16 protein-coding genes are annotated in these 25142 nt (G+C 57.2%); 7 read left to right on the forward strand and 9 right to left on the reverse strand.

Annotated elements, in window-relative coordinates:
• Positions 1-154 precede the first annotated feature (154 nt).
• Positions 155-1444, forward strand: coding sequence for a lipopolysaccharide biosynthesis protein (locus ACYQ0G_RS04350; RefSeq protein WP_460099739.1), 1290 nt, complete (start codon positions 155-157; stop codon positions 1442-1444).
• 376 nt (positions 1445-1820) lie between these two features.
• Here ACYQ0G_RS04350 and ACYQ0G_RS04355 read toward each other — a convergent pair whose 3' ends face one another.
• The 6 genes from ACYQ0G_RS04355 to ACYQ0G_RS04380 form a co-directional block, all read right to left on the reverse strand.
• Positions 1821-3359, reverse strand: coding sequence for a hypothetical protein (locus ACYQ0G_RS04355; RefSeq protein WP_460099742.1), 1539 nt, complete (start codon positions 3357-3359; stop codon positions 1821-1823).
• Between the two features lie 269 nt (positions 3360-3628).
• The gene (locus ACYQ0G_RS04360; RefSeq protein WP_460100633.1) at positions 3629-5776 is read right to left on the reverse strand and encodes a DUF11 domain-containing protein; all 2148 of its coding nucleotides are present in this window, start codon (positions 5774-5776) and stop codon (positions 3629-3631) included.
• Between the two features lie 50 nt (positions 5777-5826).
• Positions 5827-10914: a hypothetical protein gene (locus ACYQ0G_RS04365; protein ID WP_460099744.1), complete on the reverse strand. Its 5088-nt coding sequence runs from the start codon at positions 10912-10914 to the stop codon at positions 5827-5829.
• Between the two features lie 16 nt (positions 10915-10930).
• Complete coding sequence (locus ACYQ0G_RS04370; RefSeq protein ID WP_460099747.1) at positions 10931-11992, reverse strand: hypothetical protein; 1062 nt, start codon at positions 11990-11992, stop codon at positions 10931-10933.
• 70 nt (positions 11993-12062) lie between these two features.
• The gene (locus ACYQ0G_RS04375; protein ID WP_460099748.1) at positions 12063-12551 is read right to left on the reverse strand and encodes a hypothetical protein; all 489 of its coding nucleotides are present in this window, start codon (positions 12549-12551) and stop codon (positions 12063-12065) included.
• 28 nt (positions 12552-12579) lie between these two features.
• The gene (locus ACYQ0G_RS04380) at positions 12580-13551 is read right to left on the reverse strand and encodes a hypothetical protein (protein WP_460099750.1); all 972 of its coding nucleotides are present in this window, start codon (positions 13549-13551) and stop codon (positions 12580-12582) included.
• Positions 13552-13705: 154 nt separating this feature from the next.
• Here ACYQ0G_RS04380 and ACYQ0G_RS04385 point away from each other — a divergent pair, with 154 nt between their 5' ends.
• Genes ACYQ0G_RS04385 through ACYQ0G_RS04395 form a run of 3 tightly spaced genes read left to right on the forward strand, consistent with a single transcriptional unit; the run spans position 13706 to position 16312 of the window.
• Positions 13706-14179: a low molecular weight protein-tyrosine-phosphatase gene (locus ACYQ0G_RS04385; RefSeq protein ID WP_460099753.1), complete on the forward strand. Its 474-nt coding sequence runs from the start codon at positions 13706-13708 to the stop codon at positions 14177-14179.
• Positions 14172-15500: an ABC1 kinase family protein gene (locus tag ACYQ0G_RS04390; protein ID WP_460099756.1), complete on the forward strand. Its 1329-nt coding sequence runs from the start codon at positions 14172-14174 to the stop codon at positions 15498-15500. The genes ACYQ0G_RS04385 and ACYQ0G_RS04390 overlap by 8 nt, the downstream gene beginning before the upstream one ends.
• 2 nt (positions 15501-15502) lie before the next feature.
• Complete coding sequence (locus tag ACYQ0G_RS04395) at positions 15503-16312, forward strand: fructosamine kinase family protein (RefSeq protein ID WP_460099758.1); 810 nt, start codon at positions 15503-15505, stop codon at positions 16310-16312.
• On the opposite strand, the gene ACYQ0G_RS04400 is transcribed toward ACYQ0G_RS04395, so the two are convergent.
• A complete protein-coding gene (locus tag ACYQ0G_RS04400; protein ID WP_460099761.1) occupies positions 16309-16884 on the reverse strand; it encodes a hypothetical protein in 576 nt (191 codons plus the stop codon). The two genes, ACYQ0G_RS04395 and ACYQ0G_RS04400, sit on opposite strands and share 4 nt — an antisense overlap.
• A 56-nt stretch (positions 16885-16940) precedes the next feature.
• Positions 16941-19004 (reverse strand): ATP-dependent DNA helicase RecG, encoded by a 2064-nt coding sequence (gene recG / locus ACYQ0G_RS04405; protein WP_460099764.1) that lies wholly within the window; start codon positions 19002-19004, stop codon positions 16941-16943.
• A gap of 55 nt (positions 19005-19059) precedes the next feature.
• Between recG and ACYQ0G_RS04410 the strand changes: the two genes are divergently transcribed.
• Positions 19060-19338: an FAD assembly factor SdhE gene (locus ACYQ0G_RS04410; RefSeq protein WP_460099767.1), complete on the forward strand. Its 279-nt coding sequence runs from the start codon at positions 19060-19062 to the stop codon at positions 19336-19338.
• Positions 19339-19393: 55 nt separating this feature from the next.
• Positions 19394-22885 (forward strand): transcription-repair coupling factor, encoded by a 3492-nt coding sequence (gene mfd / locus ACYQ0G_RS04415; RefSeq protein ID WP_460099769.1) that lies wholly within the window; start codon positions 19394-19396, stop codon positions 22883-22885.
• Here the strand turns inward: mfd and ACYQ0G_RS04420 are convergent.
• Entirely contained in the window at positions 22882-24201 is a 1320-nt protein-coding gene (locus ACYQ0G_RS04420) for a GGDEF domain-containing phosphodiesterase (RefSeq protein ID WP_460099771.1), read from the reverse strand. The two genes, mfd and ACYQ0G_RS04420, sit on opposite strands and share 4 nt — an antisense overlap.
• Positions 24202-24328: 127 nt before the next feature.
• Here ACYQ0G_RS04420 and ACYQ0G_RS04425 point away from each other — a divergent pair, with 127 nt between their 5' ends.
• Positions 24329-25111 (forward strand): NAD kinase, encoded by a 783-nt coding sequence (locus ACYQ0G_RS04425; protein WP_460099774.1) that lies wholly within the window; start codon positions 24329-24331, stop codon positions 25109-25111.
• Positions 25112-25142 lie beyond the last annotated feature (31 nt).

Below are 25142 nucleotides of genomic sequence, written 5' to 3' on the forward strand. Positions count from 1 at the left end.
CTGAAGTACCTCACCATCAAACTTTTCGGATGCGGGGAGTTCGACCCAACCCACTGGCGATCTTATCGCAGCGAAACGTTAAGAATTTCCGTTTACCGATTGTGAAGCACAAGTTCCGGCAGTCGGAACAGCCGCACGGGCACGGATTGACCACATGAACCGCGACGCACTCACTCTGAAAGCCAAGAAGTTTCTAGCGATCCAATCGCTATTCTATACCCTAGCCAACAGTATCGAAGCACTCGTTCCTTTTCTGCTTGCCCCCCTTCTGACACGCATGCTGGACCCGACTGCGTACGGCGTCTGGGTTTTGTTTGTGACATATGCGACGTTCATGCGGCCAGTGGTTGGCCTGACCACGCAAGATGCCATCCGGATGCGGTTCTATGATTTTGATCAAGGCCGCCTCGACAGATTCACGCACACCGCGCTCTTTGTGATGAGTGCTTTGGCAGTTGTAACCTCAATCATGTGTGTCGTGTTCGACGAGATAATTTCAGCAGCTACACAGTTTCCCCAAGGCTGGCTGACAAGTATTGTTTTAGCTGCATTTCTGTATGAGGTTTTTTACACCGCATTGGCGCTGCAGCAATTCCATAATAGAAGGGGAGCATTTCTCTCTACCCAGGCTCTGCAAGCAGGCCTCAGCATAACATTCATCCTGCTATTTCTTCTTGCTGGATGGGGATGGAGGGGCGTTGTGCTGGGAAGGATGCTCAGCATGGCGGTGGCCACGCTGTATTCATTGAAGTTGCTGGGCTTTACCATCCCCGCACTACTCCGCATACCACAACGCTCGTTTTATCGGGATATTGCCTCATTTGGCTTTATATACTGGCCTGCCGGAGCGGTCATCATGGTGGTGGCTACAACGGATAAAGTCATAGCGGCGCATTATCTTGGTTTAGAAGCTAGTGCAATTTACGGCGTCGCCGCACTTTTCGCCTCCGCTTTCTGGATGGTCAATTACAGTTTTGTTCTCGCTTGGACACCTTGGCTCTTCCGCAAATTAAAGTCTGGAAATGCGCGATCAATGCGAGAGATCGCTTCCGTATCTGCACTTTACTTCATGATAAGTTCAATCGCAGCTTTAGTATTCTACTTAGCGGCAAGATTTGTAGCTCCTATAATTCTGGGAGACGATTTTCACAGTGCAATATCGCTAATGCATTATATAATGGCAGCCATTGTGCTCCAAGGATACTTCGTACACAACATGAAGTTCCTACATTTCGATAAGCGCATTCGGCTAATGTCGGGACTCAGCATGATAACCATTGCATTGAATATTTGGCTGAGCATTGAGTGGGTGCAAACTTGGGGCGTGCGAGGCATCATGCTCGCAACAGTGGTTTCCTTTGGTGCGGCATTCATTATCAGTAGCTGTTTGGTATTGGCACGGTGGATGCCGTCAGAAAAGCAAGGGAAGGTCGCCCATGGATAGGGAGATCGTCTCTGCTAAATTAGGCCCAGTCGAAAAACTGATGAATCCCCGAGGGCGCAGGTAGCGAGACGGGACGCCCACTCAAATTTGGCGAAGCATCTCTCGATGCGGCTGTACGCGACCTAGATGACAGCACAGAACGGATTTAGACTGGGTGGATTGGTGTCGACCAAAAATCTCGTCGCTACACCACGATCAACGATCAACGTACAGATACAATCGCACCCGCAGGTTCGGCCATTCGCCCAGAAAACATATCTACTTCGAGAAACCTATTTTGCCCCGAAGGTAATCCACCCGCACCCTCGCATCAAAAAATGGTCACCAAAACAAATTTGAAATCAGCAACCTATTATTAATTTTTTTAATGGCGTTTTTATTGAACTGTTTTTATCCGCTCAAAATAAGTGAAAGACAGCGCATGATCTCTGTATTCTAGAACGGGTCGATATTCTTTCATTATATTTGCAAACCGCTGATCATTAGCGAAAACATTTTTCCAGTTCACTTTGATATGACGAAGCGGCCAACTAGTGCTTTGGTCCAGGATTAGTGCGTCCGGGGGTGAATCTTCCCACAACCGCAGCATATCGCTGTGTAATTTTCCGCGGCCGTTGTCCCTCAATGTCACTTTTTGCGGATACGAAGAGGCATACTCGACACTATCATACGCTTTAAGTTCTGCCGCGACATACGCAATGTTTTGCCCTGCATTCCAGCGTGTAGCGCCGGCTGCTGCCAAGTACTGATTAAAAGGTGAAGGATGCATGTTCAGAAGACCGACATCCTTTCCAGCAACCGATATGTTTGCTTGCCGCATGACGTTCTGAACAGTTTGTACGGATCTTTGGTATCGGCTTGTGTCGCGAAATTCACCCACAATCGGCCAGAGCGCTAAGAACCCTAAAGCAAATAGCCAAGCCAGATTGAGGTAAGGTCGCGCTATCCATAGCCAAGCCAAGTATGCCATCATGACAGGATATCGATGATGGCTGTACCAACGTTCCTGCATCCAAGACGCTACTATCGTAGCGACAACAAGAGCCAAACCTACAGCAATGATTCTCAGAGGAATCTTTCTCGAATACCCCAAGGCTAATAACGGTACGCACAATGCCAAGTGAAAAATGGCCTGCAACAAATTCACTTCGAAGCTTTTCAAATTCCCATCGATTGCACTTACCATTATGGCTATTGCTTCTCTCTGTGATGGATCAATCGCCAACCAGAAAAATAGATAGAGCGCCACAATTCCACCAGAGATCAAATTCTCTATTCTGAAAAAAGAAAATACGTTACGCCTGTCTACCGCACTCGCCAATTCCACCATCAGGACCACGACGCTATATAGATATTTGAGTAACAGTGTTGCGCCGAGCCAAAGCCCTAAAACAAAGCGGGTTTTCTGGCCGACTAAATTGCCATCTGGATCTGAAATCCTCAACACGAGGTAGGGCCATAAACCCAAAATAACTATGTGCTCACGCAAGCCGAAAACGTTTTTGAACATCACTGCCGGCACGGCCAGAATGAGGCAAGAAAATCCGAAAAAGAGCACCGAAGCTCCCACTGCCTGGCGACGTATAAAAAACGCTAAATGGGCCGAGGCAAGTACTGTAATAGCAGTCAAAATAACTGCCGAGACGTCCAACCGCAATCCCGTCCAATCAGCAAGCCAGACGGGAATAGCATACCAAACCTTTTCAGCTGGCGGTAAGTACAAGCTGTAGTTAGCAAAAGACTGACCGAGCGTAGAAGCCAGTTTGCTCGATAAGAGCGCTCCCGCAAGATCTTGGTGAATCGAGTAAAATTCCCCATAAAAAGCGCCGAAAATTCCAAGTATGCTGGCATCGATCAGCAAGATCAGCCCTTGCGGGAATTTGCTGAAAAGACCAAAAGCTTGCGGACGTGTCAAACTACCAAACCCTCGTTAGGTTAAAATTTTTCGACCTGATTTTGGATGATCATTCGAGGGCATAGAACCCAAGGTTCATCTATACGGCTCGCTTTAAAATGGATCGAGCTTTACCTCTGCAAATCGGCTCTGCCATTATCAAACGAATGATGTGAGCGTCCATCCTTTAGATCAGGCCTCGGAGGTTTCGTGGCTGAGCAAGTTGATCTTAAATCGAACCGTGCTCGCCACTAACCCTTCTTGTCTCACTCCCCTACTGGGAAGCGCATTCATTCGACAAGAAATCTCACCTTGGCGGTAAAGGTCGTGGACGCTGCGAAGGCTCCAGTGGGACGCAGTCTGAAATCAGTGATCTCTGCATCGCATCCGTCCGCGTCGGGAGATGGCGTGTATGCCCACGTCGCCCCACCATCGGAGGAAAAGTCCAGGCGATCGGAGGTGTCATTCAGCACTGTAAAAACATAGCTCAGGCCCGAAGAAGGCGACCCAACGTTGAACAGTACAGGTCCGGTGCCTCCCCCAAAGCCGGTCAGGCACATTTTCGCGTTTGCAGGTGCGTCGTCACGCACGATTAGCGTGTTCGGGTCGGTTGGTTCTTTCCCTGTGTTGGTGACTGAAATCAGGTACTCCACCAAAGCACCCGGGATGGCCTTTGGGTTAGTCGCGCCATTGATAGGATCTGATACGACACGGCTTACCTTCGTCACGTTCAGACTGGTGTGGGGTCGGCAGAGCTGGATATCGTGCAGGCCGATCCCTTGTTGCCCTGGATCAGCCGGCGCAGTGGAATGGTTGCCGTAACTTATCGTTATCCGGTCTACCTTTCCGGCGAATGTGACAACCACATTCCCCATTCCGGAATCGCTGTCGGACGCGAAATCGCCGATCGCCGTGTTTCCGCTCACATAGTTGGCGTTTCCATGGGTGAGCGCGGGGGTAACCGAATTTCCTGATGATGTTCCGGTTACAGTAACTCGGTCTGCGAACTGGTTTGGGGCATAATCAACATCGAACAGCGTAAATTGCACGCCCTCGAAGCCTCGTGGAAGAGTGATCGTTATCGTGGCGGAATTCGATCGGGATGTTTGATTAACCACAACAGCGAGATTACGCTGTGCTGGTGCAAGTCCTCCAGTGAAGGTGTCTTGTAGCGTAGGCGATCTGCCTCCAAATTCAGGGTTATCGAGGTAGGCACCGGGATTGGAGATCGCGAACCCGATGTTGCCATAGTTGCCAAGAGCATAACTGTTATTCGTGGAGCCATCCGCCCAGCTCACCGAGTTTGCATCCCAGTCGAACAAAGTCGAGCCATTTGGGCAAGTAAGAGGCGGTGGTGTTCCTGCCACCCTTCCGCTGGCTACGACGAAGCTTGCGCTCGCATAATCATCTTCATTCGCGAAATTATTGTTCGGCGTGGAATCGGGATCAACCGCACTGCTCGCTATCACCTCCGCAATATTTGTTACGGTCGTGCCAGAATTAGCGGACACGGTTCCGGTAATTGTGAGCGACACCGAGGCGCCCGGAGCGAGGCTGGCGACCGACCAGATCCGGGTCGAAGAATTGAAGCTGCCGCTTCCCGATGCCGACGAGAAAGTGAATTGGCTGGGAAAGTCGTCACGCACGCCGATGTTGTTGGCGGTCTCTACCGAGGTGGAACTGTTCACCAGGGTCAGACGGTATGTTACGGCACCTCCTTGAACCGGAGCCGGACCGACAACGGTCTTTGTCAGAGATAGATCGGCACCAATAACCGTGTAGGTAAAGTCCGAAATCCCCGCGAATTGCTCGCTTGGATTGTTAGACCACCATGACCCGCCGGTGTAGCTGAAATACACGATCCGGATACGCTTGACGCTGGTGTCATTGAAAGTGAACCGGATGTCCCCGGACGTGGAGGAACTGTCGGCATTATCCACTCCTCGCCAGCCATTTACGACGGCGTCGTCAGTTCGTCTTGCAGCATTACCGGCCGACCAGAAAGCAGCATTGGTCGCAGCGTTGATGAATGATCCAGATCCGTTATCGTAGTAGACTTCGATAGCGTCGACAAACTGTCCATTATCGATATCGGTGATGGAGAAGCTCAAGTTTCTGACCGAGCGACTGAGCACGAAATCGGTCGTGATCTTGTCGTTGGGATCGTAGCTTGAATTGTCGAAATTGAGCAGAAGCGGACGGGAGGCTCCCCCCATAGTGCCGTTGTAATAGCTTAGGAATTCGCCGTAGACCGGATTGAAAGAGCCTGAGCCCCTCCGAACCGAGTTGAAGGAAACGGTCGCGGTAGTGCCGTCCGACCCGGTGACGGTGCTGGGGTTGGGCACGCCGTTCAGATTGGGGAAGTTGGCGGTTTCCCAATCGATGGTGGCAGTTTGCGCGGCAGCGGGGGAAGACAGGCCAAAGCTCAGCAAGATCACCCATATGGCGACGGCTGCCTGGGTCAGGACATCGCGGAGGCTGGCGGCGGTCATCGGCTCAGTCCCAGGGCCGAGAGGCTGTCGGCGTCGAGCTTCATGCGGGCGGTGGCGTAGAAGCCGGCATCGGTCTGGCGCGCAGCCGAGAAGTCATCGTCGCGGAAGCCGGTGATATTATATCCAAGCGTCAACAGAGCCCCGTCGACAGGCACGAAACCGAGGTTCGGCCCGAAGGAGAAGCTGGTCGTTTGGTCACGCAAGGTGGCGCGGATGGTGCCCCTACCCCCGATTTCGAACCGTTCGCCTAGGCCGAAGCGCACTTCGGAGCCTGCGAGCAGCGTAGTCCCTTCGAGCGAATATCCTTCGACCTGGTCGAGATTGTACCGTGCGCCGAGGAACAGGCCGTATTCATCGCGCTGGAAGAAGCTGCCGTCCTCGCTCTCGCCATAAGGGGACCAATTGCCTGACAGGCTGGCGATCAGTCGCCGCGAGCGGGCATCGCCGGTTACGGCAAAGGCGCTGCGTCCGACCGGTCCGACCTCTCCGGCGACCACGTTCCATACCTGATCGCTGCGATATTCCAGCTTGCTGAGGAAGGAAAATTCCGAATTGTCCGGACGGTGTGCGAGCGCGATAGCGGCATCGAGGATCTCGCTTTCCGCGCCATCCGTGCCCGAAGCATTGGTCCAGGTGAGGCCCGAACCGACGACCGAACCCTCGCCCAGCTGGCGGATCGCGCCAGCGGTAATGCCCTTGCGCGTCGCCCACTGGCCATCGCGATATTCGGCGCGCGCAGTCGCGCTCCAGCGGTCCTTGCGATAAGCCACGCCGAGCGTTGCGGCACCGAAGTCCTCGAACAGGCTGCCCCCCTGCCCCAGTTGTCCGCCGCTGCTGACCGGGTGATCCGGATTGACGATGTCGCCGAGCGCCGGGTCCTTTCCGAGCGTGCGATTGCCATCGATCGTGGCATCGATGGTGAGGCTCGGCGTCACTTGCAGGCTCTGTGACAGGCCGAAGGCGGCGAAAGTCCGGTTGCCGAATTCGTCGATCCGCTGCTTGCCGATCGAAGTGACAGCCTGCGCCCCGTTCCAGGGCGTCATCTCGAAACCGCCCTTGATTGTATGGGCCCCGATGTTTTCGCCATCGGCGATCTCGTAGAGGCCGACCAACCGGACATCTTCGGTCAGCGCATAGCGCGCCGCTATCTGGTGGCGGGTCGGCAAATCGACCGACTCACCCTGGTCAAGAGCGATGCTGGTCGAGGCGCTAAGTTCCAGCCGGTTATCGAACAGGCGCCGGGTCGCGCCGCCTTCGAGAACGGTCGAGATATTCTGCGAGCCATCGGGCAAGCGGTCTTCGAACCGGGCAATGCCAAGGCGATATTCGTTCTGGGGATTGATGTAACCCAGTTCTACCTGCGCGGCACGGCGGCGGGCGTTGCTGTCGAGGCTTTCATCCTGCCAGATGCTGCCAAGGACGGCGAACCGATCGCCGATCTTGACGCGGGCATCCGCGCCGACCTTGGTGCGGCCAAGTTCGGCCCCGTTCTGATGGCCCACGCCATATTCCGAGCCTACCGACCGGGCATAGGCCAGCAAATCGACATTGCCCGTCTGACGCTGCATTTGGACCAGCCATCCCTGGTCCAGTTCCCCATCCTTCTTGCTGACCGCGACTTCTGCCCGCACTTGCGTCGATTCGTCCAGTTCAGCCTGAAGATCCAGGCCGACCATATCGGTACGCGCGCCGGTTCCCTTGTCGCTGATGGCGGTGGCGCCGATGCGAACCGTATCGGTACGGTCGGTCCATTCCACACGCACCCCAGCGTTCGTTTCCCCGCCCGATCGGCCATCGGTTTCATAGTCGACGACGATGAATTGTGGATTGAGATCGAAGTCGCGGCTGAGAACCGGCTCCTTGAAGGTGATCGTGCCGGTCAGCAAATCGATATCGTAATCGATGAAGCGGGTCAGCTGCCGGGTGGTCACGATCAGTTCGCTGCGGAAGCGGTCGCGCACTTCCAGCGTGACGCGTTCGCTATTGGCGATGATCCCACGGCTTGAAAGGCTGTAGGGTCCGGTGATGCCCTGCCCCTGGATTTCGTCGCGGCGGAAACCGCTCGAAATGTCGGCCGCGAAGGCTTCGGCCTTGAATTCGCCGAACCGCGCTTCGCCCTTGAAGCCGGTCGCCGTGCGGTTGTAGCGCGAAAGCCTTGTCTGGTCGAAGCCGGTAACGAAATCTCCGTAGAGCGCGTAGAAGCTTGCGGTTTCGACACGGAGATACAGTTTTTCGCGCGATGCGGCGTCGAACTGCCGGCTCGAAGCATCACCGAACACCGTATAATAGGCATCAGGATCGATGGTGCCGAGCAGGCGCTGGTCCTCTTCCTGCTTGGCACTGTCATAGGCAAGCGTGACGAGGTATTTCCCGAGCACACGGCCCTTGGCATAAAGCGCCACGCGGGCGTCATCACCCAGATCGCTGTCGAAGCGGCCCGAACGTTCCATATTGTCGGCCACGGTGCGCGCGCCGACCGAACCTTCGGCAAGACCGATCACGGTCCATTCGATATCACCCGGTTCGATCCAGGTTTCCAGAATCTCCTCGCGCGAGATTTCTCCGTCGTCGAAGCGGAACGCAAGTTGCAGCGAACCGCTGACCATGGTCGGCGCCAGTTCTATGAGCGCGATCCCGTCGGATCCTTCCACCGTCCAGCGAGCCGATCCCGCGGCAAGCCCGGTGAGCTGGTTCAGCTGCTGGCGTTCGAGTTGCTCCGCGCTTTGATAAGGGGCGCTGATCGTCAGTTCGCCCGAAATCCCAGCGCGCAGGGGTCGGCTGTTGCGATCGAGTATGCGGATCGCCACCACCGGATTGGTGCGCCCGTCGGCCACCAGGTTCGACTGGGCTTCGACCAGTTCGGCCTTGGCCGGCGTGGTGGTGAAGAAAACTTCGCGATCAATCGTCTGATTGATTTCTCCGAAGCTGTTGATGATGTCGGCGCTGAGTACGGAGCGTTCCCCGCGCAGCGGCACGCCGCGCCACATGCTGACGGCATAGCGGCCTTCTTCGGCATTACGCACACCCTCGAACAACAGCGGATCCACCGGCTTGCCGTCGATACGCAGGGCGATCTTCTGTCCCTGGCGATGCCGGATCGCCACCTTGATGGCTGGCGCGCGCGGATTGTGACCGACTTCGGGTGACAGCCAGCCGTCCGGCCCATCGCCAAGCGCGATCCAGTCGACGGACGCTTCGCTCGGGGCTTCGGTGTGGGCTTCGGTTTCGGCTATCTGCGCGACCTCACCCTCATCGAGTGCCCCCGGAGTCTCCTCGGCCTCGGCAGCCTCCGGCAGGCTTCCTTCCGGCACGGTCGCATAGAAATCAGCCGTAACAAGCGAGCCGCCGCCGCCGATGGCAAAGCGCGAGATGGCGCTGCCCGCGCCGCGCGTGTCACGGTTGCAGTCGATGAATTCGCCCCCCTCGGGCAGGGTCATGCGCGATACCTGCACCACATGCGTGCCGGGCACGACACCGTCGAAGTGGTAGCGGCCGTCGCGGTCCGTGACTGCGAAGCTGCCATCCTCCAGCATGACGCGGACCCCGGGGATACCCTGACGATTGCCCTTCACATCGCAAGTGCCCGCCGAGACCCGTCCGATGATGGTCATCCGGCCAGCGATCGTTTCGCGTTCGACCTCGATCGTGGCTCCGGTTCCAGTTTGGCGACCAAGCGAATCTTCTGCCGTTGCGCGGTTTTCCACCGGACCCGGAGGCGCATCGGCGCGGATGCTCATGGCATAAGTGATCCGCCGGCTGCCGCCGGCCGGAATTTCGTCCAGCGTGAAGACGACCTTACTGCCATCGGTTGCAATATCTGCCGCGTCACCTGCCGGCTCGCCGTCGATCTGTATCGAATCCCTGCGAAAACGCAGCCAGCGCGACGGAGTATCGGTGACCTTGACGGCCCGTTTTGGACGCGAGGGATCATCATTGGTGACAACGATCGAATAGAGAATGAGATCGCCCGGCTGTGCCTCGGGGCGCGATGCGGTTTTAGTGAGCTTTACGCCAACACCCGGACGATCGAGCGGAATGTCTACCAGCCGGGAATCGTCGATGCTGGGCGAGAGTTCGCCGCCAAAGGAGCCATCGCCGATCGTAAAATGTTCGCCGTTCGCGCCGGTAAAGACGGTTAGCAATTCGGCGGAAACCACCGAAGGCGCTGTATAGGGAGCCGGTGGTTCGATCCGCAGGCGATACTGACCCGCTGCAACGCGGGGAAACCAAAATTGGCCAGGGCCCATGGAATAGACCACACCCGAGACATCGAAAATCGGTTCGCCAGAAGTGACAGTGGATGGCCATGGAGTGACCCCGTCGCCTGCGAAAACCTGGGTTGGTGCGCCAGTGCGAGCATCGACGAGCGTGACGCGCGCGCCCGAAACCGGGGCGCCGGTCTCGCTGTCGAATACGGTATTGAACGAAGGGGCGATCACGTCCACCGCACGGCTGATAATGATTGCCGATCCGACATCCAGCGACACGTCGATTTCGACAGTGCCCTTGTCGGTCACGCCCAGGCGGCAATCGCCCGACACGAAAGACGGCGGCGTCGGGTGCGTTTCGATCGATCCGATAAAGACGCCGGTATTTACGCCCGTTTCGTAAACGGTGATATTCTCGCGGTCGCCAGTGCTGCTGGCGATGGAGAGGTTCACCTGATCGATCCCGTTGGGGTCTAGATTTGCCTGCGTCGCAGTAACCTGAATATAAAGAGCCGTTCCCGCCGAAACCAACGATGTCGGCTGAACATTCGCCGATTTGCCATTCGTGCTCGTCGCGTTGGCCCGGGCGACGGCCGTTTCCGTGGCGTTGGTCGCCAGGCAAAGCGAGGCGGAGAAGTCCAGCTGGATGCCGGTGTTCACTGCGGGACGGAACAGGGCGATCGAAGCGTTGTTCCTTTCGACTTTGATCGAATAGAGATTGGACTTGGTTTCAAAGGGGGCGCCGTCGAACGTCCAGCGCGCTTCTGCGACATTGTCGATTGTCTGCGCGCGCGCCGTTCCTCCCGGCACGACGAATGGCAGCAGTACTGCAAGGAGCACTGCTGCCAAAAGCCGGAAGGAGGAACGGAAACGCACGTTCTGCTTCAGGTGATCAGTTGATGGTCACGCGGAAGTAGACCGATCGGCTTTCAGCCGAACCGATGTCGCTGAGGTCGGCAGTGACATTGGGCTTGGCGTAGGTTGCGGTCTGCGGGGTAGCAGTCACACCGTTGCTGCCATTCGTGCAGGTTCCATCGTTGACCACGAAAATGCCGTTGCCGTCGTAAGTGACATCGGCCGGCAGTGCGTCGAGCACTTCGATACCGGTAGCGGTTGCGCCGCCCGAAGCATTCGACACCACGATGCAGTATTCGACCACTGCACCCGGAATTGCCTTGGGATTTGTGGTGCCGTTGATCGGATCGCTGATGATACGGCTGGTCTTCGACACAGTCACATCGGCAGCCGATACTTTGTAAGTACCGCGAGCCGAGAAATCGCCCTCGTATTCGTTATCGCTGTCACCTTTGCCATCGGCCAGAACCGTGTCCACACCCGAAGTGTTCGCTCCGGTGGTGTTGACCAGTGCGGCGCCCGGCGATGCTGCGGTGCCCGAAACGTCGCGTGCGTCGGCAGTCAGAACGACGTCGAATTTGCTGGTGTTCGTAGCATTCAGACCGATGTCGGCAACGACTAGGACCTGACGCTTGTTATTATTGTTGGTTTCGTCCGCACTCAGGTCGTTGAGATAGGTAATCGGACCGGCGGTAATTTCAGCCTGATCGAGAATGCCGTTCTTGTTCGCATCGAGATAGATGCCAACGATCGACAGACCGGCCGTATTGTTACCGCCAGCAACGGCGCTAAGCTGGTAATCGACCGTGTCGTTCGACAGGTTGGTAACTTCGAAGGCCAGAACAGCCTTTTCCTGCCCCGGCGTTACCGAAACGAATTGCTGGTTGACGGCGACGGTGACATTGATCTTGCGGTCGACGGTGAATTCGTCAGAAGCGGTAACTGCGGTCTGGGTGATATTACCAACGTCGAAGCTTACCGAGACGTTGTTGGTAATCTTTTCACCAGCCGAAGTGCCCGCCGCCAGCGCAGGGCTGGAACTGAGGGCGACAAGTGCAATCGCACTCGTCGCACCCAGCATTTGCTTGGTGCGTTTCATCTTACACTTCCTTAGTATGTGTCCGCGCTTCGGTTACCGCCCGCAGAACTTGGCGGTCATCTTCCGCCCTTCAGCGAATGATAGCTGGATATTCGAGCCGCCCGCTCTCGCCCGGTGCGACCGAGGCCAGCGTCCAGCGAATGTGAGTGACATCTTCGTGATCGGCCGCCCGCTCAGTCCCGTCAGGGTTTTTCACCGTGAGGGCTGCAAGCTTGCCCCAATGTTCACCCTCGTCCACGGACACCGTCAGATCTTCGCTGGCATCGGGAGCAAGGCGAACAGCCTTCGGAACGGGGTTGGTCACCACAAAATTGGCGACAGCCTGTGCGCCCTTGTTGGTATAATCGGTACCGAAGATCAGCTTGTCTCCAGGCACAATTGTGTCCGGCGCAACGAGTTCGACGGTCTCTTCACCGTTCTCATTTGTCACCACCTTCTCGAGTTTCACATCACCCTTGAGGTCGATTTCCTTTTGCTGCGCCGCAGCGGGAGAGGAGGTCATCCCGAGTGTGGCGACCATCAGGATGGCGCTGGCAAAGAGACTGGCGATCTTTTTCATTTTTCCGGATTCCATGTAATCAATCATTTCAGTCAATTGTGACGTCGAACGTGACAGAATGGTTGGTGCCGCCCGCAACTGTTCCCAGCGAAACGGAGATGCCCGTCGCAGAGCTTTCGCCAGCATCTCCATCATCTGCGTCGGTGAGAGCTGCGGCGTTCAAGGCCAAAGTTCCGGCGGTATAAGTTGTCCCGGCAGGGAATACGTCAGCCACGACCAAATCGGTGACAGAGCCCCTGCCCTTCACGTTCGCCGTGATAGTGTAGGATACGACCGAACCGGGCACTGCGCTGGTTCCACCCCACGGGTCGGCGATGGTTGCTCTCTTCACGAGATCGACCGTGGTGATGCCGATTATGATGGAACCGGCCTTGTTATCGTCCGCGCCGTTTCCGCCAACGATCGCGTCGCCGCCGTCTACACCCTTGGCAGCAAAGACCGTCCCCGGTGCCCCGGTACCGGTGACTGCTTCCGCCAAAAGATCGATCGCGCTTTTCTGACCATCGAGCACCATTCCGGGAATGGTTGCGATAACGAAGACCTTCACGTTTTTGCCGGCGCCGAGAACCTTGGTCGTCTCTGGGCCGGTAAGAATTGCATCGACGCCCGGCTCGTATGATCCATTGTCATTGCTATCCACAGCGATCGCTTCGATGTCCGTAACGAAATCGTTACTCGCCGTGTTGGGATTGGCTGTCAGCCTGAAAGCTTCCGGACCATTCCCGATATTTGTAACTTCGAAGGTCAGTACCGCTGAGCCGGATGATGCCGAAACCGGTCCGGGATTGAGAGAGGTAACGGTAACGTCGAGCACTTCATCGACACGAAGGGTAACTGTGTTCGACGGGACGGAAACGGATCCTGTTCCGTCCTCGTAAGTCGCAGTCGCCGTATTCTCGATCAGTGTACCTGCTTCGACACCGCCGGCATGCGCCGCCGATCCTGCGAGGAGAAAGGAAAGCGCCAAGCTGCTGGCGAGAGTGCGATGATAGTTAACCATAGGGTCACACCTACGGCAAAACGCTTAACAATTAATTTCCTGCAAGGTTACTTCTCGGTTACCTTTCGTGAAAATTGAAAATTAACCTGTGGGTGCTTCTTCGCCCAGCGGCAAACTCTTGGCGTCGTGCCACCCAACCTGTTACGCTCGAACCATGAGCAAAATTAAGGTCCTGTTCGTCTGCCTTGGCAACATTTGCCGTTCTCCCCTGGCGGAGGCAGCTTTTCGCCATGCGGCAGAGGATGCCGGCTTGGAAGTCGAAGTGCAAAGCGCGGGTACGGCTGATTACCATGTCGATGAGGCGCCTGATCCGCGCAGCATTGCTGAGGCCAGCAAACACGGTATCGACATCTCCGCCTACCGCGGCCGCCAATTGCAGCCCGATGATTTCAGGACATTCGATTATATCCTGGGGATGGACGCGTCCAACATGGCTAACATAGCCGCGGTCGACCCAGGGGATGGCAAGGCTCACGTAGCCATGCTGCTGGATATCGTCCCCGGTCAGCAGGGTCGCGAAGTAGCTGACCCGTGGTATGGTGGTCCTGAAGGCTTCGAGACGACCTGGAGCGAAGTGAAAGCCGGAGCCGATGCTTTGGTAGCGATCCTGTTAGACGAACATGGCTGACGAAGAACCACCTTCGCGTCACCGTTCGGTACCATCCTCCCGCATCGGACGATTAGGTGGCTTCACGCGCCTAGCCGGAGGTGTGGCAGGCGGCATGTTGAGCGAAGGGGCACGGCGCCTCGCGAGTGGAGAACGTCCGAGGCTCGATCAATTGCTATTAACGCCAGCAAATGCCCGACGGCTTACCGACCGGCTCGCGCATCTGAGAGGGGCCGCCATGAAGCTGGGCCAGATGATTTCGATGGACGCTGGTGATCTGCTGCCACCGGAACTCTCCGACATCCTTTCCCGCCTCCGCGACCGCGCCGATTTCATGCCGCCGCGTCAGCTGGACAAGGTTTTGCAACAGGAATGGGGGGCGGACTGGCGCCGCCAATTTCGCCGGTTCGAGCCAAGACCCATCGCCGCGGCTTCTATTGGCCAAGTCCATCGAGCCTTGACGCCCGATGGCCGGACCCTTGCGATCAAAGTCCAATATCCCGGTGTGGCGCAAAGCATCGATTCCGATGTCGACAATGTAGCTGCCCTCCTGAAGCTCACAGGGCTGCTTCCTCCCGAACTCGATATAGCTCCCCTACTCGCAGCCGCAAAAGACCAGTTGCACGAGGAAGCCGATTACGAGCGCGAGGGGCAGATGATGGCCCGCTTTGGCAATTTGCTGGCGACCCAGCCGCAGTTTGTGGTTCCCACGCTTGATGCTGATCTTACCACGCCGCGCGTTCTGGCGATGAGTTATGAGGAAGGCTCGCCGATCGAGGCGCTAGCGGAATCAGGACAGGAAACCCGTGACGAGGTTTTTTCGCATCTCGTGGAATTGGTCGCGCGCGAGTTGTTCGAAGCGCAGCTGATGCAGACAGACCCGAACTTCGCGAATTACCGCTGGCAGGCTTCGACAGGCCGTATAGTTCTCCTCGATTTCGGCGCAGCTCGTGAAGTGTCCAACGCTATCTCGCAGGATTATCGGCGCCTCCTGTCCGCGGGCCTGGCAGAAGATCGCGAAGACGTAATGACCGCCGCAATCGAAGCAGGTTTCGTTAATCCGCGTGCACTTGATCGTCATCCAGAAGCCATGCGAAAAGCCGTGGACATTGCGGTAACCCAGATGGCCAGGCCTGAGCCCCTGGACTTCGGCGACCGGGCTTTCGTGCCCGAAATTCGCGAAACGGTCATGCCCATCGCCCAGGATCGCGATAGCTGGCACTTACCCCCTGCAGAAACGCTGTTCGTGCAGCGCAAAATCAGCGGTACAGCTCTGTTGGGAGCAAGGCTGAAAGCGCGGGTGGATGTGCGCGGCATAGTTCAGCGTATTCTGGATCAGTAAGGGTGAACGATGCGGTCCGCAGAGTTGCACAGCGCCTCGCCGGCTCTGATGTTCTCGCTATCAATCGATATCCCGGTGGTGATATATCGGGCGCTAGTGAAGTCCGTCTGGCCGACGGTAGAGTGCTGGTTGCGAAACACGGCCCCGTGGTCGATATCGAAGGCCGTATGCTTCAAGCAATGAGCGCAAGCTCCGCGCCAGTACCCGATGTGCTGGGCTGCGAAGATGACGTCTTGCTCATCGAATACCTCCCTGACGACGGGCCGCTTTCTGGGGAAGCCTGGTCGGCACTTGCCAGAGCGCTAACCTCTCTACAGGAGATAACGGGCGACAAGTATGGCTGGGCGGAGGATTACGCCCTTCGCCATGTCACTGTGGCGAATGCCAACTCGAGAGAGTGGCCATCGTTCTGGGCAGAAAATCGCCTGTTATGCCATGTGGCTCATCTGGATGGAGCGACGGGTAAGAGGGTGGAAGCACTGTCATCGAAACTCAAAGACATCTTGCCTGACAAACCCCGCCCGGCATTGCTCCACGGCGATATGTGGGGCGGAAATGTGCTGGTTTCGAGTAACCGTATCAGCGGCCTAATCGATCCCTGTGCCTATTATGGTCATGCCGAGGTCGATGTCGCCACCCTCACGGTTTTTGACAGTCCCACACCAGAATTTTTCGAAGCGATGCAGTTGGAAACGGGGTGGCAGGAACGCCAGCCCGTTTACCGCTTGTGGACCTGGCTCTTGCACGTGCGCCTGTTCGGGAACGGCTATCTCCCAGCGGTCGAGCGGGAACTTGCCAGCTTGGGGTTCTAGAGCCCCTTGCGCCCGAACCCACCCTGACGAATCTGCGGCGCCGGCCCATGGCCAATCCCACCGGCGGAGCGTCCATCGGGCAATGTGCCCGCAAGGTCTTGCTGAAGAGCGACCTGTTGCGGAACTACCTCCTGCTGTTCGAGATGGTGGACAATTTGATCGAGCAACCGTTCGATCGGTCGATGCTGTCGCGCAAGCAAGCGCTCTGTTATGCTGGCATAACCAAGTGGTGAAAATCGGCCTCTAATCTTCAGGAAGCGGTTCGTGGCTATCCAGTTGTAGGTTTGCTTTTCGATCTCGATACCGGTCACCTCTTCCCACGGCAGCCGAACAGCGCCCAGCATACCGTAAAAAGTCACGAAATTGCGGTCATACTCGAGCACCACGCAGCCACCCATGAAGTAGCGCACCATCATAAAGAGACCGAAGAGCCCGGTGATGGCAAGGATTGCCCCGGCAAAAGCAACCTTGCCGTGAGATACACCCCATAAACAAACGCCAACGATGAGAAGGCCCAAAAGGGCAAGGCCCAACCCGATGAGGCGGCCCTTGGAATAGTGAACAGTCTGCATGAATTCCCCCGTTTCCCCATCCAGTTTACGAGCGAATGCTTAGCGATTTGCTTACTCTAGCCCCCGCGCAGGGTCTTCACGCCGAAGTCGCGTTCAAAAAGATACAAGAGCGTGCGCGCCGCCTCCCCGCGCTTGCCTTCCAGCCCGCCATCTCGTTCCATCAGAACTCGGGCATCGTCATGCGCCTTTGGTAGCAATTCGGTGATCTGCTCGAAGCTCGCCACATTGAACGGCGTATCGCCAGACTGCCGCGTACCGAGAACTTCACCGCCGCCGCGTAGCTTCAGATCTTCTTCTGCCAGCAGGAAACCATCTTGGCTCTCGCGCAACAGGGCGAGCCTTTTTTGAGCGGTTTCGGAAAGTGTTTCCCCATGAAGCAAGACACAGTAGCTTTTCTCGCTCCCACGCCCCACGCGTCCTCGTAGCTGGTGGAGTTGGGCGAGGCCGAAGCGTTCGGCCTGCTCGATCACCATGAGCGTGGCATTGGGCACGTCGACCCCGACCTCGATTACCGTGGTTGCCACCAGCAACCGCGCATTTCCGCGCGCAAAACGCTCCATAGCGGCGTCCTTCTGATCGGAGGCAAGTTGGCCGTGAACCATCACTACGTCGTCGCCGAACCGCTCTTTCAGTGAAGCATAGCGCGCCTCGGCAGCGGCAATCTCCTCCGGTCCGTCAATCTCACGAACCATCGGACAGACCCAGAACGCCTGGCGACCTTCGGCGAATTGAGCTGCCAGCCGTTCGACAAGGGCGGGAATGCGGTCTTGTCCCATCACCACCGTGTCGATGGCCTGCCTGCCTGGCGGAAGTTCATCGAGCTTGCTGACGTCGAGCTCGCCATACTGAGCCAAGGTCAAGGTTCGCGGAATCGGGGTTGCAGTCATTGCAAGGACATGCGGAGCGCGCTTGCCCTTGCTTGCCAGCATCAGCCGCTGGCCAACGCCGAAGCGATGCTGTTCGTCGATAACGACCATCGCAAGATTACGATAGGCAACCTTGTCCTGAAAAATCGCGTGAGTACCCACCACGATGTCGATACTGCCGTCAAGCAATCCCATAAGCGTGCTCTCACGCGCTTTGCCTTTGTCACGGCCAGTCAGCAGGGCAACTTGCGCGCCCGTCGGTTCGGCCATGCGGCGCAGGCTTTCGTAATGCTGGCGGGCGAGGATTTCCGTCGGCGCGAGTAATGCGGCCTGCGCACCTGCCTCGACGGCAATCAGCATCGCTTCCAGCGCAACCACCGTCTTGCCCGCACCGACGTCACCTTGCAGCAGGCGAAGCATGGGTGCCTCCTGCGCCATATCTCCTTCGATCTCCGCAATCGAACGCGTCTGCGCGCCTGTCAGCGGGAATGGCAGGTCAAGTTTGCCACGATAACTTCCGTCTCCTTGCAATGGTTGTCCCTTGCGCCTGCGGTTGTCCGCCCTGACCAGCAGGAGTGCGAGGCTGTTGGCCAGCAACTCATCGTAGGCCAATCGGTCGCGGGCCGACTTGTCTTCTCCCTTGTGTGCCGCCTTCAGCGCTTCGTGCCATTCGGGCCAGTCGGCTTTGGCAAGCTGCGTTGGCTCGATCCATTCGGGCAGTTTTGGGAGCTTGAAGAGCGCCTGTTCGACAAGCCCCGCAACGCGTGGTTGAGTGAGGCCTTCAGACAAACGATAAACCGGCTCGCACAGCCGCTGAAGCGTATCCCCGCCTTCTTCGACCACATGATCTGGATGAACGATCTGTAGCATGTCGCCGTAGCGTTCGATCTTGCCGGCCACCCAACGCGTCTCGCCAACCGGCAACTGCTTCTTCGCGGTGTAGGAGGCGCGCCCGAAATAGCTCAAGGCGATGACATTACCCGCGCTATCCTGCGCTAGGACCCGGTACGGGGCCCGGTGATTACGGCTTCCACGATGTTCCGTCACCGTCAGCTTGAGGACGATATTCTCGCCCTCGCCAGCTTCATCCAGCGTATCGACAGGCCGCCGGGATACGAACCGTTCGGGTAAATGATAAGCCAGATCCTTGATGTGCAACAGGCCGAGCCGGGCCAAGGGCTTTTTCAGTTTCGGGCCGACGCCATCCAGCGTCTCGGTTTCGGCAAACAGGGGGTTGAGGACTTCGGGCCGCATGCTCGACACCCTATAGCCGCTTGCGCGGGTTTGGCGAGTGCCCTACCCATGCCCCATGCCCGAAATGCTTACCACCGAAGGTCGCCTCGCCCGTTGCAAGTTCCGCAGTTGGCACCGGGGCACGCGCGAAGCCGATTACATGATCGGAGGCTTCTTCGACCGGTACCACAAGGAATGGGGCGCCGAAGAACTAGCGTGGTTCGAGGCGCTGCTGGAAGAAGACGATGTGGACATCGTGGCATGGGCTTTGAAGACCCAGCCTACCCCTCCACGTTTCCAAGGCATTCTCATCGAGAAGATGCAGGAATTGGATTACGTCGATATTCCTCGCTAAGCAGTAAGATCACACATTGACGGGAACGGGGTTGGCGTTACGGCGCTGACCCATAATGCCCGATCTCTCCCGCATCCTGAAAGCCGACAAGCCGCTCACTCTCGCACAAGTGGCCCGCGGCGCCCAGCCACTCGTCATGGCGGATCTCGCCCGCGCCGGTACCGGTCGGGCAGTTTTTATTGCGCCCGACGATACTGCAATGCGTGCAGTGGCTGATGCGGCTCAATTCTTTGCGCCTGAACTTGAAGTCATCGAATTTCCTGCCTGGGATTCGCTCCCCTATGATCGCGCCAGCCCTGCCCTTAGCGTAAGCGCTAAAAGGTTGGCGGCACTGCATCGCCTGCAGACCGGCAAAGCTAAAGCGCAGCTGGTCGTGACCACTGCAAATGCTGTGCTGCAGCGCGTTCTCACACCGTTCCGCATTCGCGAGAGTGTCCGCGAATTCAAAGCTGGTATCGAAATAGGGCGCGAGAGCCTTTCGCTCCTGCTGCAGAAGCAAGGTTACAGCCGCACGGATACGGTCATCGACAAAGGCGAATATGCTATTCGCGGCTCGATCGTGGATGTTTTCCCCAGCGGCCTAGATGAAGCGCTGAGGCTCGATTTCTTCGGCGATGAGCTCGAGAGCCTCCGCAGCTTCGATCCCAATACGCAGATGAGCACTGGCACGCTGGACAACCATTTGCTGTTACCCGCCAGCGAGGCTTTGCTGGACGAAGAAAGCATCAAACGTTTCAGGACCCGGTATCGTGAAATGTTCGGCGCCAACGCAACACAGGACCCCCTTTACGAGGCCGTGAGCGAAGGTCGGCGCCTTGCGGGTATGGAACACTGGTTGCCGTTGTTCGAAGACCGACTGGTATCGCTGTTCGATCATTTGGACGACAACGATACGGTCGTCATCGATAATGCCTCTCTCGCCGCGGCTGATGAACGTGCCAAGGACATTGGTGATTATTTTGAGCAGCGGAAAGCAGCGAGCGGCCAAGCTAAGGGCAGCTACCGGCCCCTGAAACCCGAAGCACTTTATCTCACGGCGGAGGAGTTCAAGTCGGCCTTGGCCAACGTGCCTGCCCATCGCACTACTGCGTTTGACGAACCGGAAAGCGATACGGTGATCGATTTCGGCTTTCGGTCGGGCCGTGATTTTGCTCCAGAACGTGCTCGGGGAGATAACGTTTACCCCATTCTTGCCGGCCATCTCAAAGCCTTGGGTAAATCAGGCAAGCGCCCCCTCCTAGCGGCCTATTCAACCGGCAGTCGCGCACGTATCGCATCGATTCTGTCCGAAGCGGGCACTGCAGTGCAACTCGCAGACAGCTGGCAGGAGGCATTGGGCCTTGCAGCAAAGGGCAAACCGGCGGCCATGGTGTTGCCGCTCGAAGCGAGCTTCGCGAATGACGAGATGGAGCTGCTCACCGAGCAGGACATTCTCGGCGACCGCCTCGTCCGGCGCAAAAAGAAGCGCAAGGACGCGGATGCCTTTCTCGCCGAGTTGCAGGCTCTCTCGGTGGGCGATCTGATCGTGCATACCGAACACGGAATCGGGAAGTATCTTGGCCTCGAACCCGTGACCGTTGGCAAATCGAAACACGATTGCGTTCAGCTAGAATATAAGGGCGGCGACAAGCTGTTCATTCCGGTCGAGAATATTGATGTGCTGAGCCGGTACGGTTCGTCGGAAGACGCCGTCGTGCTTGATCGGCTTGGCGGCGAAGCGTGGCAGAAACGCAGAGCGCGTCTAAAGGAGCGGATCCGCGAAATTGCCGGCGAACTCATGCAGGTTGCGGCCGAACGCGCGCTCCGCAAGGCGCCAGTTCTGGAAGTCGATGAACCGACGTACAACCAGTTTCTCGACCGCTTTCAGTATGAAGAGACCGACGACCAGGAACGCGCCATCGAAGATGTGCTCGGTGACTTGGAAAGCGGCCGGCCAATGGACCGGCTCGTTTGCGGCGATGTCGGTTTTGGCAAGACGGAGGTCGCCCTGCGGGCAGCCTTCGTGGCGGCAATGAATGGCCAGCAGGTCGCGGTGGTTGCGCCGACCACCCTGCTTGCCCGTCAGCATTACGAGAACTTCAAACAACGCTTCGACGGTTTTCCGCTCAAGGTTGGCCGACTTTCTCGTCTCGTCGGCAGCAAGGAAGTAAAAGATACTCGTGATGGTTTGACCGGGGGCGACGTTGACATCGTGGTCGGTACCCATGCCATCCTGTCGAAGCAGACCAAGTTCAAGGATCTTGGCCTGGTTATCGTGGACGAGGAACAGCGCTTCGGCGTCACCCACAAGGAAAAGCTCAAGCAGTTGCGCGCCGATGTTCATATGCTGACGCTGACCGCCACGCCCATTCCGCGTACGCTTCAGATGGCGATGACGGGGCTGCGGGAGCTTTCCACCATCCAGACCCCACCCGTAGACCGCCTGGCGGTGCGAACCTACGTGATGGAATGGGATGATATGGTCATGCGCGAAGCCTTGCTTCGCGAGCACCATCGCGGAGGGCAGAGCTTCATCGTCGTGCCTCGCGTATCGGACATGGAAGGTATATCCGACTGGCTCCACGAGAACGTGCCCGAGGTCAAATTCGTTGCCGCTCACGGACAGATGAGCGCTGGCGAGATCGAAGAGCGAATGAGCGCTTTCTACGAAGGTAAATACGACGTCCTGCTCGCTACCACCATCGTCGAAAGTGGGCTGGACCTACCCAGCGCCAATACCATCATTATCCACCGCGCCGATATTTTCGGCCTTGCCCAACTCTATCAGCTACGCGGGCGGGTGGGCCGCTCAAAACTGCGGGCTTATGCCTACCTCACCTACGAGAAAGACGTCGCCTTGTCCGAGGTAGCGGAAAAGCGTTTGAAAGTGCTGGGCGACCTCGACAGCCTCGGCGCAGGTTTCCAACTCGCCAGCCACGATCTCGATATCCGCGGCGCCGGCAACCTCTTGGGCGATGAGCAATCGGGCCACATTCGCGAAGTCGGCTTCGAACTCTATCAGTCTATGCTGGAAGACGCGATCCTTGCTGCCAAGGCAGGTGAATTGGGCCTTGAAGCGAAGCGCGAAACAGTCAGTCCTCAGATCACGGTCGATGCACCAATCATGATACCCGAGGATTATGTGCCCGATCTAGCGGTACGCATGGCCCTCTACCGCCGCCTAAACGATGCCGAAAATCAGGGCGAGATCGAAGCGTTGGCTGCAGAAATGATCGACCGCTTCGGCCCGCTCCCCTCAGCCACCGAGAATTTGGTACGTCTCATTCAGATCAAGCTACAAGCGATCGAGGCCAATATTGCCAAGATCGACGTTGGCGCCGCGGGCACGCTCGTGACCTTCCACAACGATGACTTCCCGGATGGACCAGGACTTGTTGCCTATGTGGACCGCCTCAAGGGCACGGCCAAGTTGAGGCCCGATATGAAACTGGTCATCAGCCGCGCGTGGAACTCGCCAGAAAGCCGCCTCAACGGTCTGTTCCAGCTTACCAAGGGGCTATCCTCGGTCGTGCGAAAAGCAAGGAAACAAGAAAAAGCTGCGGCTTAGGCTGTGGCCATTTCTCGAAAAGTAACATCAGGCAAAGCGCCCGCCCGCAAAAACCCTTGATAGTAGGCGCAATCTTCCGCCGCGATGAAGGCGCGCTGCTCTTCCGTTTCCACTCCTTCGACCAAGACCCGTAGGTCGAGAGCCTTGGCCATGCCCATTATCGCGCGAAACACTGCCCGGTCTCTGCTATTGGCGAGAACACCCGCTAGCATGGAGCGATCGAGCTTGAGGAAATCAATCGGCAGAACTTTCAGATAATGAAAGTTGCAGAAGCCCGCTCCGAAATCGTCGAGCGCTATCGAAACTCCCAACGCCTTCAATCTCTGTAGTACACGTTCAACCCGGTCCGTCTCGGCCAGCAGAACCTGCTCAGTAATTTCCAGCGTTATCCTGGAGAGTGGGAAGCCGCGCCGTTTTGCCATCTGCGCAAAATCAGTCGCGAAATTGTCAGCCGCCAAATCGGATGGTGTGATGTTAATGGAAAGTCGAATGTCAGGCCGCCAGGCGGTGGCTTTCGTCAGGGCTCGTTCCGCGATGTGTCGCGATAACTGCGCAACGTGGTCAGCCCGCTCTGCAATCTGAAAAAGTGTGTCGGCGCCGATTTCGCCAACGATGGGATGATGCCAGCGCGCGAGTGCTTCTGCACCGACGACACTATCATCCGAAAGTGAGAATTGAGGCTGGAACAATATCTCGATTTCGTCCCGATCGATCGCGGCCAGAAGGTCTGCTTCGAGTTCGATATGCGTTCGAGGACTCGCATTGATCGCTCCGCTCGACCAGGCGATACGCCGCCCGTTACCCATGCGCAAACGCGCGGACACTTCCGACAGCCGGTCGAGCATGATGTCCACGTCGTCACTCTCGCCCCACTTCATCAGGGCGATCCTCGGCCAGAGACGAAGACTACTCTCTCCGGAAGGGTTTGCTATCGGAGCAGCAAGAGCATCAGCTAATGCTTCGGCCAACCATTGCCATCTCTCACTGGTCATCTCTGACCGGGCAATAAGAAGGAAGTGTCCGCCGGCGAGACGTGTTGCCAGCCAAGCGTCGCTTTCCAGTTCATCGCCCGCAAAATGCCTGATGCGCCTTGCGACTTCAACCAGAGCGAGATCGCCTGCGGTCTCGCCGAAGGCCACATTCACTGTATCGATGCGGCCTATCGAGATCAGCATCGCATTTATCGGGCAGGCGCGAGAAGAAGAGCGCCAATCTTCGCGCCAGCCAGCAACCGTGTCGCGCAGATGCACCAGCCCACCAAGCCCGGTCAGCTCGTCAGGAGTGTCACGATCTGCCCTGTATGGTGTCGTTGCCATGCCAATTTAGATAGCATCGCAAGGTAAAGCACTTCCTACAAAATGCATCGTGTTGCCAAACGAGACACCGACCCATAGGGATGCGCCAGTATCGTTTTTCGGACGACAAGCACAGAACAGGGCGGGAATGCCGGAATTTCAGAAACTCGCGCTACTCGTTTCGGACTCCGATCGCGCACTTGAAGCGGCCGAAGGAGTTTTCAGAAATTTGACCGATTGGGTGTCGATGGATGATGCCGAAGCAGTCGTTGTGGTTGGTGGAGACGGTTTCATGCTGCAAAGCCTGCATGCCATGCTCGACCAGGGGCGCATCCTTCCGGCCTACGGCGTAAATCTGGGCACGGTTGGTTTTCTCATGAATAGAAATCGGCAGCCGGAAAAGCTTCTCGGGCGCATCGCCCGCTCGAAAGCGCACAAGATCGCGCCCATTTCGATGGAAGCGGTAACCGAATACGGCGAAACGCACTGCTTCTGCGCGATCAACGAAGTATCGCTTCTTCGTGAGACCCGTCAGACTGCCAAGCTTGAGGTTACGGTAGACGACAAGGTCAGGATCAAGGAACTCGTCTGTGATGGCGTTTTGCTGGCGACGCCTGCCGGATCCACCGCTTACAACCTTTCCGCTGACGGCCCGATCCTGCCGCTGGATTCGCAACTGTTGGCACTGACGCCGATCTCCGCATTTCGTCCTCGTCGCTGGAAAGGAGCAATCCTGCCCGATAGAAGCCGCGTCGTGCTCAAGGTCATGGAAGCGGAAAAGCGCCCGGTATCGGCAGTCGCCGACCAGCGAGAAATTCGCCATGTAGTGGAAGTTAAACTGGAAATCGCTCGCGAGAACGAACTTACTCTCCTTTTCGACCCCGGCCATGCGCTGGACGAACGCATCGTTTCGGAGCAGTTCGTCTTTTGAACTCGGGACTGTTTTCCGAACGTTCAAAAAA

Source organism: Qipengyuania triglochinis, from assembly GCF_054655615.1.

What these genes read in the sequence shown, in the direction of transcription:
- ACYQ0G_RS04350 (WP_460099739.1), top strand. Translation starts at nt 155, where the DNA reads ATGAACCGCGACGCACTCACTCTGAAAGCCAAGAAGTTTCTAGCGATC.
- ACYQ0G_RS04370 (WP_460099747.1), bottom strand. Translation starts at nt 11,992, where the DNA reads ATGAAACGCACCAAGCAAATGCTGGGTGCGACGAGTGCGATTGCACTT.
- ACYQ0G_RS04375 (WP_460099748.1), bottom strand. Translation starts at nt 12,551, where the DNA reads ATGAAAAAGATCGCCAGTCTCTTTGCCAGCGCCATCCTGATGGTCGCC.
- ACYQ0G_RS04380 (WP_460099750.1), bottom strand. Translation starts at nt 13,551, where the DNA reads ATGGTTAACTATCATCGCACTCTCGCCAGCAGCTTGGCGCTTTCCTTT.
- ACYQ0G_RS04385 (WP_460099753.1), top strand. Translation starts at nt 13,706, where the DNA reads ATGAGCAAAATTAAGGTCCTGTTCGTCTGCCTTGGCAACATTTGCCGT.
- ACYQ0G_RS04390 (WP_460099756.1), top strand. Translation starts at nt 14,172, where the DNA reads ATGGCTGACGAAGAACCACCTTCGCGTCACCGTTCGGTACCATCCTCC.
- ACYQ0G_RS04400 (WP_460099761.1), bottom strand. Translation starts at nt 16,884, where the DNA reads ATGCAGACTGTTCACTATTCCAAGGGCCGCCTCATCGGGTTGGGCCTT.
- recG (WP_460099764.1), bottom strand. Translation starts at nt 19,004, where the DNA reads ATGCGGCCCGAAGTCCTCAACCCCCTGTTTGCCGAAACCGAGACGCTG.
- ACYQ0G_RS04410 (WP_460099767.1), top strand. Translation starts at nt 19,060, where the DNA reads ATGCCCGAAATGCTTACCACCGAAGGTCGCCTCGCCCGTTGCAAGTTC.
- mfd (WP_460099769.1), top strand. Translation starts at nt 19,394, where the DNA reads ATGCCCGATCTCTCCCGCATCCTGAAAGCCGACAAGCCGCTCACTCTC.
- ACYQ0G_RS04420 (WP_460099771.1), bottom strand. Translation starts at nt 24,201, where the DNA reads ATGGCAACGACACCATACAGGGCAGATCGTGACACTCCTGACGAGCTG.
- ACYQ0G_RS04425 (WP_460099774.1), top strand. Translation starts at nt 24,329, where the DNA reads ATGCCGGAATTTCAGAAACTCGCGCTACTCGTTTCGGACTCCGATCGC.